This is a genomic window from Corynebacterium sp. KPL2680 (genome assembly GCF_040225675.1).
In the GTDB taxonomy this organism is placed as follows: Bacteria; Actinomycetota; Actinomycetes; order Mycobacteriales; family Mycobacteriaceae; genus Corynebacterium; species Corynebacterium rhinophilum.
In genome coordinates, this window is record NZ_JBEHFM010000001.1 from 219851 (window position 1) to 235177 (window position 15327).

A 15327-nucleotide genomic window follows, 5' to 3' on the forward strand; every position below is an offset into this window, starting at 1 on the left:
CATTGTCTGGGACAAAGCGCTAATGACGCTTTCTTTACGTGCCAGTTACACGATCCTAGATTTATCCCGCGGTTTTTTCAAACCGCCATTATAGGAGGTAACCCCGCGTATCTTCGCGGCCATTTCCCTCAACAAGAGTCTCAAATAAAGGATCCTGGGAGGGTAACGGCCGGCTCAATTCACAACCAATGGTGTTAGCTGCAAACTCAGCCCGCCGCTACCCTGGCCCAGTTGCCACATTCAGCGGTGAGGCTGGCATCTACTGGCAGAGACTACCAGCCCTTAACCACCGCTGAACGGGCGGGGCGTCGCTATTAGTTCGCGCCGCCGGTGCGCTCTTCGATGATCTCCTGAGCCACGGAGGAAGGAACCTCAGCGTAGGAGTCGAAGACCATGGTGAAGTTAGCGCGGCCTGCGGTGGAAGAACGCAGGTCACCGATGTAGCCGAACATCTCAGACAGCGGAACCTTGGCCTTGACGACCTTGGCGCCGGAGCGGTCTTCCATGGCGAAGACCTGGCCACGACGGGAGGAGATGTCACCGTTAACGGTACCCATGTACTCCTCAGGGGTAACAACCTCAACGGCCATCATTGGCTCCAGCAGAACCGGCTTTGCCTTGGCCATAGCTTCCTTGAATACCTGGGAGCCGGCCAGCTTGAAGGCCATCTCCGAGGAGTCAACGTCGTGGTAAGCGCCGTCTTCGAGCGTTGCCTTGATGTTGACCATCGGGAAGCCAGCCAGGTAGCCGTATTGCATAGCGTCCTGGATACCAGCATCGACGGAAGGAATGTATTCCTTCGGCACGCGGCCACCGGTCACGGCGTTCTCGAAAGCGTAGGTTGCAGACTCGCCCTCTTCCAAGGTCTCTGGGTCCGGGTTGTACGGCTCGATGGTGCAGATAACCTTTGCGAACTGGCCGGAACCACCGGTCTGCTTCTTGTGGGTGTAGTCGATGGACTCCACCTTGCGGCGGATGGTCTCGCGGTAAGCAACCTGTGGGTTACCGATGTTTGCCTCGACCTTGAACTCGCGCTTCATGCGGTCAACAAGAACGTCGAGGTGGAGCTCGCCCATACCGCCGATGACGGTCTGGCCGGTTTCATCATCCAGCTCAACGGTGAAGGTTGGGTCCTCAGCAGCAAGTTTCTGGATGGCGTTACCCAGCTTCTCTTGGTCGGCCTTGGTCTTCGGCTCGATGGAGACCTTGATAACCGGATCCGGGAAGTCCATGGACTCAAGAATGATCTGGTCGTTCTTGTCACACAGGGTGTCACCGGTAGTGGTTTCCTTCAGACCAACAACGGCGTAGATGTTGCCGGCGTCAGCCTGCTCCACCGGGTTCTCCTTGTTGGCGTGCATCTGGAAGAGCTTACCGATGCGCTCCTTCTTGCCCTTGGTGGAGTTCATGACCTCGGTACCAGGGGTGACCTGGCCGGAGTACACGCGCACGAAGTTGAGCTGACCAAAGAACGGGTGAGCTGCAATCTTGAAGGACAGCGCGGAGAAGGAAGACTCAACGGAAGGCTTACGGGTAAGCTGCTGGTCCTCATCGCCCACGGCGTGGCCGATAACCTCGCCCACGTCCAGTGGGTTAGGCAGGAAGTCCACGACAGCGTCCAGCAGTGGCTGGACACCCTTGTTGCGGTAAGCGGTACCGCAGTAAACCGGATAAATCTCAGAGTTGATGGTCAGCTTACGGATGCCGGCCTTCAGCTCGTCGATGGAAAGCTCTTCGCCGCCGAAGTACTTCTCCATGAGTTCTTCGTCAGACTCTGCAACGGCCTCAACCAGCTGCTCGCGGTACTGCTCAGCCTTTTCCTTGAGGTCCTCAGGGATCTCCTCGTAGGTTGGCTCAGCACCGGTCTCGACCTTGCCGCGCCAGGTGATGGCCTGCATGTTCAGCAGGTCAACGACGCCGTCGAAGTCATCCTCAGCACCGATAGGCAGCTGCATAACGAGCGGCTTAGCGCCCAGGCGCTCAACGATCGTGTCAACGGTGTAGTAGAAGTCTGCGCCCAGCTTGTCCATCTTGTTGACGAAGCAGATACGCGGAACGTCGTACTTAGCAGCCTGGCGCCACACCTGCTCGGACTGTGGCTCCACACCTTCCTTACCGTCGAAGACGGCGACGGCGCCATCGAGGACACGCAGGGAGCGCTCAACCTCAACGGTGAAGTCAACGTGACCCGGGGTGTCAATGATGTTGATCTGGTTGTTGTTCCAGAAACAGGTCACGGCAGCGGAGGTAATGGTGATGCCGCGTTCCTTCTCCTGTGCCATCCAGTCAGTGGTGGATGCACCGTCGTGGGTCTCGCCCACCTTACGGTTGATACCGGTGTAGAAGAGAATACGCTCGGTAGTGGTCGTCTTACCAGCATCGATGTGGGCCATGATGCCAATGTTGCGGACCTTGTTCAGATCCTTGAGCACTTCTTGTGCCACGTTTATACCCCAACTTAATAGTCGTCGACGCCGTGACCAGAAACCTGGCTAAGACGCCTGCATGGATAAGTTCTTGAAAAGTTTGCCATTGAGTGGCCGTGCTAGGTGCCCAGTGGCTCCTAGACTTCCATCGCTTCAGTGTACTGGACATAAAGCGAATGCGCTGGACTAGGCCAGCTGCGCTGGTCTAAATCACACCCGGTGCCACCAAAATGGCCCAAGCAAGAGATATGAAGTTTTGTGTCGCCGCCGGGAAACCCGGAAATCAGCGCGAAACTCGTTTCTCGTTGCTTAGGCCATTGATGAAGGTGCTGAAAATTACCAGCGGTAGTGAGCGAAGGCGCGGTTAGCCTCAGCCATCTTGTGGGTATCCTCGCGGCGCTTCACGGAAGCGCCGAGGCCGTTGGAGGCATCCAGGATCTCGTTGGAGAGACGCTCGATCATGGAGTTCTCGCGACGCTGGCGGGTGAAAGTCACCATCCAACGCAGTGCCAGGGTGTTGGCACGGTCCGGGCGAACCTCGACCGGCACCTGGTAGGTAGCGCCACCCACGCGGCGGGAGCGAACCTCGAGGTCTGGGCGGATGTTGCCCAGGGCCTTTTCCAGGGTGCCAACCGGGTCGGTGCCGGTCTTCTCGCGGCAAGCCTCAAGCGCGCCGTAAACGATGCGCTCTGCGGTGGACTTCTTGCCGTCCTGGAGGATCTTGTTGACGAGCATGGTTACCTGCTCGGAGTTGTATACCGGGTCCTTTACTACAGGACGCTTCGGAGCAGCATTCTTACGCATTGTTTATTACTGTCCCTTCTTTGCGCCGTAACGGGAACGAGCCTGCTTACGGTCCTTGACACCCTGGGCATCCAGGGAGCCGCGGATGATCTTGTAACGAACACCTGGAAGGTCCTTCACACGGCCGCCGCGAACGAGGACCATGGAGTGCTCCTGCAGATTGTGGCCCTCACCTGGGATGTAGGCCGAAACCTCGATACCGCTGGTAAGGCGCACACGAGCAACCTTACGAAGAGCGGAGTTCGGCTTCTTCGGGGTGGTGGTGTACACGCGGGTGCACACGCCACGACGCTGCGGGGAACCCTTCAGCGCAGCGGTAGAAACCTCTTTGCGCTTGGTCTGGCGGCCCTTGCGGACCAGCTGTTGAATAGTTGGCATTAAACAGTCTTTCTGTCGAATTGCACCACTTCTTAAGAAGGGAACCAAACATGCGAAAATAGGCGCTCTTTCCCGGGGCGCTTCCGCATGTCCAGAACTCTTCTCAAGGCTGGCGCCTTGTTAAGGATCAGACTTTTCACCATGTTCTTTGCGCGCCATATTCAAACAGGGTGCACAATACATAGTGAACTAGAGATAAGACTAGCAAAGCCAGCGCTATGAATACAAAACAGGGAATGTATCCTGCCGACGGCGCGGAGGAGCTACTCCCACTCCCACGTCAGGTCCGGCTCTGCGGCCTTATCAGAAAAGTAGGATTTCTCCTGCTCTTCCCAGGTGCTAAACCATTTCTCATAGGCCGGCTCGCGGGCAATCGCGCGCTCATAGCGTTGGTCGCGGGGGCCATCGATGCGCACGGTCACCACCGCGCCGCGCTTTTTCGCCGCCGCGATATTATCCGCGGTCACGGAGCCAACGCCTTCAACAATGAGGTCATCACGAACGTCGAGGCTTGCCCAGTCCCCGGGGCAATTGGCCTCCCAATCCCAGCGCCAATAACCAGGGTTCATGGTGCGCAAGACCTGCTCGCCCACCATCTCGGAGCCCTTCTCCAGGCCATGCCAACCGGGATAGAATTCATCGAGGTGAACCACCCGCCAATTAGTGCGATCTGCCAAGGCGGCGGAGGTCCAGGTTTTGCCGGAGCCCGAGGGGCCATCGATAAGCACCGTGATGGGTTTAAACGCACGCTTTCGCGAGGCTGCTAGCTTAACGATGTCCTCCAAGAGGCGCTCTTGTTCGGCATCAATGTCCATAGTGCTTGAATCACTGCTTTCGCGGATTAAAGGCCAAAGAATCTCCAGGCCCCAGTAAGTACCGAAGTTACCACCGGTACACAAGCAAGGGCGAGGCCGCAGGCCATCATCCACCCATCGCGGGCGTGCAACCTGGATTCTCGGGCCCAGGTCCGCTCCCCTCCTCCGGGTGGGGTGCGCCCGAAACCGCGCGCTTCCATCGCCGTCGCGAGCTTGCCGCCGCGGCGCAGGGCAATCACCAACAGGCCAAAGGACATCGTGAGCAAGTGCTTGAAGCGCCCTTCATCCGTGAGCCCACGGGCTCGGCGCGCCATGCCGAGCGATTGCCAATCCGATTTCAAGAGCGTCATCATGCGCACGCCGGCCACGGCGCCGATGACGAAGCGGGAGGGAAGGCGGAGGATCTGCGAGAGGGCATCGCCAAGCTCGGTGGGATCGATATCGCGTGCGAGCACCACCGTTGGTAGCGCGACCGCGAGCACACGCAGCGTGATCGCGATAGCCAAGGTGACCGAATTTTCCGTGACCGTAATAAGCCACCAGCTGAAGTACTCCTCTCCACCGGGCGCACCATAGAGCAGCATGGAAATGCCCGAGAGCGGGGCGATGAGGAATAAGAACCAGCCGGTCTTCCACAAGCGCACCCAGGAGACGCCACACAGCGGCGCCAAGATGAGTGTCAGGCTTAGCGATATCGCCGCCGATACCCAGTCGATAGAGGCAAGCAGCGGCGTGACCCAGACAAACATCAAGAAGATGCGGGTCAGCGGGTTTACATTGCGCAATAAATTAGGCACCGCGCACCTCCACCTCGTAATCGCCCAAGGCTGCCATGAATTGCGGGTCATGGGTAATGGAGGCAATGGTGGTGCCGTCATCGGCCAATTGGCGCAACAGGCCCACTAATTCCACAAAGGTTCCGGGATCCTGGCCAAAGGTCGGCTCGTCCAAAAGCAATACCTCCGGCGCGGTCACCAGCGCCGTTGCTACGGAAAGCCGGCGTTTTTCACCACCGGATAGCGTAAATGGATTGGCCTTCAGCAAATGCCCCAAGCGCAGCGATTCCACCAGTTGCGCGATGCGTTTTTCTGGGGGATCAACGCGCATGACTTTGGGCGCGACCCGCAGTTCTTCTTCCACGCTGCGCGAGACAAATTGATGTTCCGGATTTTGGAATACGAAGCCAATGCGGTCAGCCAATTCGCGGGATTTCCAGCGGGAAGGAGCGCCCTTCACGCCGCGGCGGATGAAATCAGCAACCCCGATTTCCCCGGACTCGGCAGGCAATAGGCCGGCCATTGTCATCAGCCACGTGGATTTTCCCACGCCATTGCGCCCGGTGATGACGGTCGACGCCCCCGCCGGCAGGGATATAGACCGCGGCGGCCCATAGCGGGTTACCAAGTCCTTGCTCCACAGCGCCGCAGTGGACTCTGCGAGCGCATCGCTTCCCAGCGACCGCGCCCGCGGGAGACCGGTGACCTGGCGCTTGCGGGCGACGTCAGCAAAGGGGCCATCAGAAATAATGCGCCCATCCTTCAGCTCTACCGCGCGGTCCAGCACGCTTTCCCACGCCGCATGCTGATGCTCGACTACCACCAAGGTGGCACCGGTGTGCTCCACCAGCTTGCCGACGGCCCGCACCACGTCCTGCGCGCCTTCCGGATCCAGGTTAGCGGTCGGCTCATCCAATAGGACCACGCCCGCGCCCATGGCGATAACCCCGGCGAGCGCCAAGCGTTGCTTTTGCCCGCCGGACAGATGCTCGGTGAGAAAATCCAGATCCACATACGGGCCAACTAGGTCTTGAGCCTGTTGCACCCTGCGCCAGATCTCCTCGCGCGGATACGCCAGGTTCTCGCAGCCAAAGGCGATATCATCGCCCACGCGCGCGGAAATGACCTGCGAATCCGGATCCTGGAGGACAAGCCCCACCGGAATGGTCCGCCCCGGCTCTTCCACCGTGCCCGCAGAATCCTCCAAGGTAATCTCGCCGGTGCGCGTGCCTTCCTCATCGGAGCCCAAGACACCTGCCATCGCCGCCAATAGCGTCGACTTTCCGGAACCGGAGTCCCCGCAAAGCAGGATCTTCTCACCGGGTTCGAGGACGAGGTCTATGTCCTGCAGCGCCGGTTGGGAGCGCCCAGCGTGGGTCCACCCATAGCCGCGAGCCGAGATTTTTGTGGCATTTCCCTTGAAGTGTGAAAAATCAGTCACAGCGGTCTAAGCCCTAAGCGCGCTGTTCGCGGCCTACTGCAAAGCGGTCAAGGGCACCGGTCTTAGCCAATGCCTTCACCAGGTAAAAGCCCAGGGCGCCGGCCAAGATAGCACCGGAAATGGTCAACGTGACCAAGTAGATCACATTGAACTCGAAGGACTTCGCGAGGTTACCGGAGGTAAACAGCTCTAGGACGAAGGCACCCCAGCCTGCTGCCATACCGGCCAGGATGGTAACGCCAAGGTTGAACTGGCGGTACATGAAGATAGCGAGAATGATTTCCACACCAATCCCCTGCGCCAGGCCCGAGTACAGGGTGCTAATGCCCCACTGCGAACCCAAGACGGCAGACACGGTAGCGGCGAGAACCTCCACGTACACCGCTGCACCCGGCTTGCGGATGACCAATCCGCCCAGGATGCCGCCAAGCAGCCAGATGCCGGTGGCCAAGCCTCCAAGACCCGGCGTAAGAGCATCCATGGCCTCGTACCAGGCATAGCCCACGGCATTCCAGCCCAAGAATACGAAACCACAGGCAACACCTAAGACGGATGCCACCACAATATCCACCACGCGCCAGTCCAAGTTGCGCTTTGGTGTTGCGGCCCCAGCAGTATTAGCAGTCATTTTTTCTCCCTCTCGCCGGAATTACCCGGATCAGGTTCAACGGTTCACCGCGTCATATCGCAGTATCTCAGCCTTCATTTCTGTGCCTCTGCGGCTTGTGCGCCCGCGGACCCACAGATTCTGAAAGCTCCCGTGTAATGGTGTAAATCAAGTAGTCCAAGGCCCATATTTTACTTATCTGGGCCACAGGCTTTACTCATACTAGCAGGCACGCATAGGGGTCCCCGCAACCGATTCGGCGGCCGGATTGGCGTGCGCAACCGCCACAATCAACCCCAACGACAAGAGCCCCCGCTTACCGTTACACACGGAAGCAGGGGCTCTGACTGGACGCGGTACCGCGGGGCACACGCGCTCTAGGACTTAGAAGGTGAAGTCCTCATCTAGCGGGACGGAAGCGCCGGTGAATTCACCGAAGCCATCATCGCCGTAGATGGAATCGCCGTAAGTCGGAATCGAGTATGCGGCGTTGCGCGCAGCCTCGGTCGGCTTGACGGAGATATTGCGGTAGCGCGAGATACCGGTACCGGCCGGGATCAGCTTACCGATGATGACGTTCTCCTTGAGACCGATGAGCTTATCGGAGCGCTTGTTAATAGCGGCATCGGTAAGCACACGCGTGGTCTCCTGGAACGAAGCTGCGGACAGCCAAGACTCGGTAGCCAAGGAGGCCTTGGTAATACCCATGATCTCCGAGCGCAGCTGTGCCGGCTCGCCGCCTTCTGCGACCTGTGCAGCGTTCATCTGCTTGGCCTCAGAAAGGTCGATCAGGTTACCCGGCAGCAGCTCCGTGGTACCGGCGTCGATGACGGTACCGCGGCGCAGCATCTGGCGGATGATGATCTCGATGTGCTTGTCGTGGATAGCCACACCCTGGGTGCGGTACACGGCCTGCACCTCGTTGATGAGGTGCTGCTCCACGCCGCGACGGCCCAGAACCTCGAGCACGTCGTGCGGGTCAGCCGCACCACGCATCAACCGGTCACCGGTCTCAACGTGGTCGCCGTCCCGCAAGGAACGCTCGATCATCGCATCCGGGTTGGACTCCATCGGGCGACGCACCTGGGCCAGACCCTGGCGCTTGGACAGCTTCTCGTAAACCACGTCATCAGAGCCGTCATCCGGGGTAATGGTCATGGTCCAGAAGTTACCTTCATCGGACAAGGACACGGTGCCGTCCACGGAGGCAATCGGTGCGCGGTTCTTCGGGTTACGGGCCTCGAAGAGCTCCTGCACACGCGGCAGACCACCGGTAATGTCGCCACCGACACCACCCTGGTGGAAGGTACGCATGGTCAGCTGGGTACCAGGCTCACCAATGGACTGTGCAGCCACGATGCCGACGGCCTCGCCGATGTCGACCAACTGGCCGGATGCCATGGACTTGCCGTAGCACTTAGCACAGACACCAGCCGGGGTCTGGCAGGTCAGCACGGAGCGAACCTTGACGTCGGTGACCTTGGCATCGAGAAGCTTCTGCGTAAGCTCCTCGGTCAAGTCTGCACCAGCCTCTGCGACGACTTCGCCGTTCTCATCCTTGACATCGGTGGCAAGCACGCGACCGGAAGCGGAGGTCTCCCACAGCTCGGAGAGGACGACCTTGTCGCCGGAAACCTCGCCGATAGGAACGCGCACGCCCTGGCGGGTGCCACAGTCCTCTTCGCGGACGATGACGTCCTGAGCGACGTCCACCAGACGGCGGGTGAGGTAACCCGAGTCAGCGGTACGCAGCGCGGTATCGGCCAGACCCTTACGGGAACCGTGGGAGTTGTTGAAGTACTCCAGCACGGACAGGCCTTCGCGGAAGGAGGTCTTAATAGGACGGGTGATGTAATCACCGTGCGAGTTCACAACCATGCCCTTCATACCGGCCAGCGTCCAGATCTGACGCATGTTACCGGCAGCACCCGACTTCACAATCATCGGAATTGGGTTGTAATCCGGGTAGATGTTCTCGACGGCCTCACCAACGGTGTCGGTAGCATCCTTCCACAGCTCAACCAGGCGGTCATAACGCTCGCGCTCCGTGAGAACACCCTGCTCCCAGTACTTACGCTCGATGCGCTCTGCTTCCTTCTCATAAGACTCGAGGATCTCGGTCTTATTCGGCAGCACCAGCACGTCAGACATCGTAATGGTCACACCGGAACGGGTTGCCCAGTAGAAGCCAGCGTCCTTCATGTTGTCCAGAACCTGGGCCACGGTGATCATTGGGTACTTGGTGGCCAAGTCATTGACCACGTCACCAATGAGCACCTTGCCGTCGGTGCCGCCGCCCTTGCGGACCATGATGCCCTCAAGGTACGGGTAGTTCCACGGCAGCAGCTCGTTGAACATGATGCGGCCGATGGTGGTGTAGCCCAACCATGCCTGGCCCTTGGACCATCCATCTGGGAAGAGCTCTGCCTCGATGTCCTCTGGCGGACGCAGGTGATCGATGCGGACCTTGATCGGCGCCTGCAGACCAACCGTGCCACGGTCATACGCCATCAGGGCCTCAGCGTAGGAGGAGTAGACGCCGGTTGCCGGGTAGTCCTCGCCAGCCTCGCGGTAGCGACCGTTGCCGCCGATCTCGTCCTCTGCCTTGTCCATGGTGAGGTAGTACAGGCCGGTCACCATGTCCAGACGCGGCATAGCCAGCGGCTTACCGGATGCCGGGGACAGAATGTTGTTGGAAGCCAGCATCAGCACGCGAGCCTCTGCCTGTGCTTCTGCGGATAGCGGCAGGTGAACTGCCATCTGGTCACCGTCGAAGTCGGCGTTGAAGGCCTCACAGGCCAGCGGGTGCAGCTGAATAGCCTTACCCTCAACCAGCTTCGGCTCGAAGGCCTGAATACCCAGGCGGTGCAGCGTAGGCGCACGGTTGAGCATCACAGGGTGCTCAGAAATGGCCTGCTCCAGCACGTCCCACACCTCTGGGCGCTGGCGCTCCACCATGCGCTTTGCAGACTTGATGTTCTGGGCGTAGTCGTTTTCGACCAAGCGCTTCATAACGAAGGGCTTGAACAGCTCGAGTGCCATGAGCTTCGGCAGACCACACTCGTGCAGCTTCAGCTGGGGGCCGACGATAATAACGGAACGACCGGAGTAGTCCACGCGCTTACCCAGCAGGTTCTGCCGGAAACGCCCCTGCTTACCCTTGAGCAAGTCAGACAGAGACTTCAACGGGCGGTTGCCCGGGCCGGTAACCGGACGGCCACGGCGGCCGTTATCGAAGAGCGCGTCCACAGACTCCTGCAGCATGCGCTTCTCGTTATTCACGATGATCTCTGGTGCACCCAGGTCGATCATGCGCTTCAGGCGGTTATTGCGGTTGATAACGCGGCGGTACAGGTCATTCAGGTCCGAGGTGGCGAAGCGGCCACCGTCCAGCTGCACCATCGGGCGCAGCTCAGGCGGGATAACCGGAATTGCGTCCAGCACCATGCCTGCCGGGTCATTGCCGGAGTTCAGGAATGCGGCAACAACCTTGAGGCGCTTAAGCGCGCGCATCTTCTTTTGGCCCTTGCCGTTGTTGATGATCTCACGCAGCTCCTCGGCCTCTGCCTCGAGGTCGAAATTGCGTACCAAGGTCTGGATGGCTTCTGCACCCATGCCGCCGGTGAAGTAATCCTCGTAGCGGTCAACCAGCTCTTCGTAAATGGTCTCATCGATGACCATCTGCTTCGGAGCAAGCTTCAGGAAGGTGTTCCAGATTTCATCCAAGCGCGCGACCTCGCGCTCGCCGCGCTCGCGGAGGTGCTGCATTTCCTTATCGGCAGCGTTCTGTACCTTCTTGCGGGCATCGGCACGCGCACCGACTGCCTCCAGTTCTGCCAAGTCGGACTCGAGCTTGGAAGCGCGCTCTGCGATCTCGGACTCGGTATCGTCCTCAACGTCCTTCTTTTCCAGCAGCATTTCTGCTTCCAGAGTGGACTGGTCGTTGTGGCGAGCCTCTTCATCAACCGAGGTGATGATGTTGGCAGCGAAGTAGATGATGCGCTCAAGGTCCTTCGGAGCCAGGTCCAGCAGGTAGCCTAGGCGGGAAGGAACGCCCTTGAAGTACCAGATGTGGGTTACCGGAGCGGCCAGTTCAATGTGGCCCATGCGCTCACGGCGCACCTTGGACTTGGTGACCTCTACGCCGCAACGCTCACAGATGATGCCCTTGTAACGGACGCGCTTGTACTTACCACAAGCACACTCCCAGTCACGGGTAGGTCCGAAAATGCGCTCGCAGAACAAGCCGTCCTTTTCCGGCTTCAGCGTGCGGTAGTTAATGGTCTCGGGCTTTTTAACCTCGCCCTTAGACCAGCGACGGATATCGTCAGCAGTGGCCAGACCGATCCGGAGCTCGTCGAAGAGATTTACGTCAAACACGTAATGTCTCCCTTTCATCCTCGTCATCTGAGGAATTGATGGCTTTTAATGAATTAATCTTTATTGCCCGCCCGCGGCGGTCCCGGTGTTAGGCACCGGAACCATGCATTCCGCAGTGGACCGAGAATCTATTTAGGCGATGTCTGCGGAAGAGCCCTCATCGCGGGACAAGTTAATGCCAAGCGATGGGCTATCCATGTCATCGTCATCAGAGCCAGACAGCTCCATCGGAGTGCCGTCGGTGGAAAGAACTTCCACGTTCAGGCACAGGGACTGCAGCTCCTTGAGCAACACCTTGAAGGACTCAGGGATGCCCGGATCTGGGATGTTGTCGCCCTTCACGATGGCCTCGTAGACCTTCACGCGGCCCACCACGTCATCGGACTTAATGGTCAAGAGCTCCTGCAGGGTGTAGGCAGCGCCATAAGCCTGCATTGCCCACACCTCCATCTCACCGAAGCGCTGGCCACCGAACTGAGCCTTACCACCCAGTGGCTGCTGGGTAATCATGGAGTAAGGACCAGTGGAACGAGCGTGAATCTTCTCATCGACCAAGTGGTGCAGCTTGAGCATGTACATGTAGCCCACGGAGATGGGGTACTTGTACGGCTCGCCGGAGCGGCCATCGAAAAGCGTGGCCTTACCGTGCTCGTTGACCAGTACGTCGCCGTCGCGGTTCGGGCGGGACGATGCCAACAGGCGCTCGATCTCGTGGTTGGTAGCACCATCGAAGACCGGGGTGGCGGTCAGGGAGTCCGCTGGGACATCGTAAAGCTCTTCCGGCAAGGTCTTGAGAAGCTCGGCGTTAGCCGGATCCTCGGTGTCGACCTTCCAACCAGCGTGAGCCAACCATCCCAAGTGCAGCTCAAGCACCTGGCCGATGTTCATACGACGCGGCACACCGTGGGTGTTCAGCAAGATGTCCACCGGGGTGCCGTCCTCCATGAACGGCATATCCTCTGGCGGCAGAATCTTGCCCACAACACCCTTGTTGCCGTGGCGGCCGGCCATCTTATCGCCGTCCTGGATCTTGCGCTTTTGCGCAACGTAGACGCGGATCATCTCGTTGACGCCAGGTGCCAAGTCGTCATCATCATCGCGGGAGAAGCGAGCAACGCCAATGACCTTGCCCACCTCACCGTGCGGAACCTTCATGGAGGTATCGCGAACCTCGCGGGCCTTCTCACCGAAGATGGCGCGCAACAGGCGCTCTTCCGGAGTCAGCTCGGTCTCACCCTTCGGGGTGACCTTACCCACCAGGATATCGCCGGCACGGACGTCAGCACCGATGCGGATGATGCCGCGCTCGTCGAGGTCGCTCAAGACGTCCTCGGAGACGTTTGGAATCTCGCGGGTGATTTCCTCGGCGCCCAGCTTGGTGTCACGAGCATCGATCTCGTGCTCCTCGATGTGGACGGATGTCAGGATGTCCTCTTCCACGATGCGCTGGTTGAGGATGATGGCGTCCTCGTAGTTGTGGCCTTCCCACGGCATGAACGCAACCAGCAGGTTGCGGCCAAGCGACATCTCGCCGTTGTGGGTACCCGGGCCATCGGCCAAAACCTGGCCGGCCTCTACGCGCTGACCCATGGACACCAGCGGGGTCTGGTTGTAGTTGGTGCCCTGGTTAGTGCGCTCGAACTTGCGCAGGATGTAGGTATCGCGCTGGCCCTCATCGTCCATGATGGTGATGACATCAGCGGTGACGTTTTCCACCACACCGGCCTTTGGCGTGATGACGACGTCGCCAGCGTCATAAGCAGCGCGCTGCTCCATACCGGTACCCACCAGTGGGGCCTCGGAACGAACCAGCGGAACCGCCTGCTTCTGCATGTTCGCACCCATCAAGGCACGGTTAGCATCGTCATGCTCCAAGAACGGAATCATGGCGGTACCAACGGAGACCATCTGGCGCGGGGAAACGTCAACGTAGTCCACACCGGAGGCATCGGTCACTCCGATGTCACCCTCCTTCAAACGGACCTCGATGCGCTCACCGATCAGACGGCCTTCCTCGTCCTGCTCCACCTCGGCCTGAGCAATAGCGAAGCGATCCTCCTCATCAGCGGTGAGGTATTCCACCTGGTCCGTAACCTTGCCGTCAACGACCTTGCGATACGGGGTCTCGATGAAGCCGAAGGAGTTCACGCGGGCGTAGGACGCCAGCGCACCAATCAGGCCAATGTTCGGACCCTCAGGGGTCTCAATCGGGCACATGCGGCCGTAGTGCGAAGCGTGCACGTCTCGCACCTCAATGCCGGCGCGCTCACGGGACAGACCGCCTGGGCCCAGCGCAGACAGGCGGCGCTTGTGGGTCAGGCCGGACAGAGAGTTGTTGTGGTCCATGAACTGCGAGAGCTGCGAGGTACCAAAGAACTCGCGGATAGCAGCAGAGACCGGGCGCACGTTAATCAGGGACGTCGGCGTGATGGACTCGGCGTCCTGGGTGGTCATGCGCTCGCGCACGACGCGCTCCATGCGGGACAGGCCCACGCGGACCTGGTTCTGGATGAGCTCACCTACGGTGCGCAGACGACGGTTACCAAAGTGGTCGATGTCGTCGGTGTTCAGCGAGATCATCTCACCGTTTGGCGCCTTCATCTCACGCTCGCCAACGTGCAGGCGTACCAAGTACTCCAGGGTGACGGCGATGTCTTCTTCCGTCAGGGTCATTAGACCGTCGTGGTCGCCGCCAAGGCCCAGCTTGCGGTTGGCCTTGTAGCGGCCAACCTTGGCAAGGTCATAGCGCTTAGCGCGGAAGAAGGAGTTATCCAACAAGGACTGCGCCAACTCGCGGGTAGGCTGCTCACCTGGGCGCTGCTTGCGGTAGATCTCCAGCAGCGCTTCATCGGTGTTGGAGACACCGTCAGATTCCAGGGTGGACATCATGAGCTCAGAGAAGCTGAAGCGCTCCCTGATCTGCTCCTCGCTCCAACCCAGCGCCTTCAACAGGACGGTTACCGGCTGGCGGCGCTTGCGGTCAATGCGCACGCCGACGGTATCGCGCTTGTCCACGTCGAACTCCAGCCAAGCACCGCGGGAAGGAATGATCTTCACGGAGTGCAGCGGGCGTTCGGTGGACTTATCGATGGAACGATCGAAGTACACGCCCGGGGAACGCACCAGCTGGGAGACGATGACGCGCTCGGTACCGTTCACGATGAAGGTACCCATATCCGTCATGATCGGGAAGTCACCGATGAAGACGGTCTGCGACTTAATCTCTTGGGTGTCGTTATTAATGAACTCTGCGGTCACGTACAGCGGCGCGGAGTAGTTGATGTCCTTTTCTTTACACTCGTCGACGGTGTTTTTCACCGGCTCGAAGCGAGGCTCCGACAAGGACAGGGACATATTGCCCGAGTAGTCCTGAATCGGCGAGAGCTCTTCGAGGATATCCTCAAGGCCACTCGTCACGCGTGCGTCATCGCCGCGCTCAGCCTGCTCACGCTCGCGCCATTCCGGCGAGCCGACGAGCCAAGCAAAGGAATCGAGTTGTACGTCAAGGAGGCCCGGCAGGGCGATAGGCTCGCTAATTTTCGCAAACGAGTATCGCTTCGGGGCTCCGGGGATATTGGCCACTGACTTGGTCTGGCGGGAGACTGCCAAGATGGGTCCTTCCAGCACCTCACGCGGATTGCTACTCGCCCTGGCCGACGAGCAGCAAAACCGCTGGTAATTTTAGCATTCGGTCTGCTGT

At 59.5% G+C, this 15327-nt stretch carries 9 protein-coding genes; all 9 read right to left on the bottom strand.

Going from position 1 to position 15327, the window contains the following annotated elements; genetic code table 11:
- Nucleotides 1-314 precede the first annotated feature (314 nt).
- Entirely contained in the window at nucleotides 315-2444 is a 2130-nt protein-coding gene (gene fusA, locus ABRP66_RS01100) for an elongation factor G (protein WP_023016729.1), read from the bottom strand.
- A gap of 318 nt (nucleotides 2445-2762) precedes the next feature.
- Nucleotides 2763-3230, bottom strand: a complete 468-nt coding sequence (gene rpsG, locus ABRP66_RS01105) for a 30S ribosomal protein S7 (RefSeq protein ID WP_023025169.1) — start codon at nucleotides 3228-3230, stop codon at nucleotides 2763-2765.
- 6 nt (nucleotides 3231-3236) lie between these two features.
- Nucleotides 3237-3608, bottom strand: coding sequence for a 30S ribosomal protein S12 (rpsL, locus tag ABRP66_RS01110; RefSeq protein WP_005276879.1), 372 nt, complete (start codon nucleotides 3606-3608; stop codon nucleotides 3237-3239).
- 263 nt (nucleotides 3609-3871) lie between these two features.
- Nucleotides 3872-4423, bottom strand: a complete 552-nt coding sequence (locus ABRP66_RS01115; RefSeq protein WP_284851476.1) for a nucleoside/nucleotide kinase family protein — start codon at nucleotides 4421-4423, stop codon at nucleotides 3872-3874.
- Nucleotides 4424-4449: 26 nt separating this feature from the next.
- Complete coding sequence (locus ABRP66_RS01120; RefSeq protein WP_284852522.1) at nucleotides 4450-5220, bottom strand: energy-coupling factor transporter transmembrane component T family protein; 771 nt, start codon at nucleotides 5218-5220, stop codon at nucleotides 4450-4452.
- Entirely contained in the window at nucleotides 5213-6640 is a 1428-nt protein-coding gene (locus ABRP66_RS01125) for an ABC transporter ATP-binding protein (protein ID WP_284852521.1), read from the bottom strand. Before ABRP66_RS01125 ends, ABRP66_RS01120 begins: the two co-directional genes overlap by 8 nt.
- A gap of 13 nt (nucleotides 6641-6653) precedes the next feature.
- Nucleotides 6654-7268 (bottom strand): ECF transporter S component, encoded by a 615-nt coding sequence (locus tag ABRP66_RS01130; RefSeq protein ID WP_284770904.1) that lies wholly within the window; start codon nucleotides 7266-7268, stop codon nucleotides 6654-6656.
- 363 nt (nucleotides 7269-7631) lie between these two features.
- Nucleotides 7632-11627 carry a DNA-directed RNA polymerase subunit beta' gene (locus tag ABRP66_RS01135; protein WP_349838188.1) on the bottom strand — a complete coding sequence of 1332 codons (3996 nt, stop codon included), beginning with the start codon at nucleotides 11625-11627 and terminating at the stop codon, nucleotides 7632-7634.
- A gap of 132 nt (nucleotides 11628-11759) precedes the next feature.
- Complete coding sequence (gene rpoB / locus ABRP66_RS01140) at nucleotides 11760-15254, bottom strand: DNA-directed RNA polymerase subunit beta (protein WP_284852519.1); 3495 nt, start codon at nucleotides 15252-15254, stop codon at nucleotides 11760-11762.
- Nucleotides 15255-15327 lie beyond the last annotated feature (73 nt).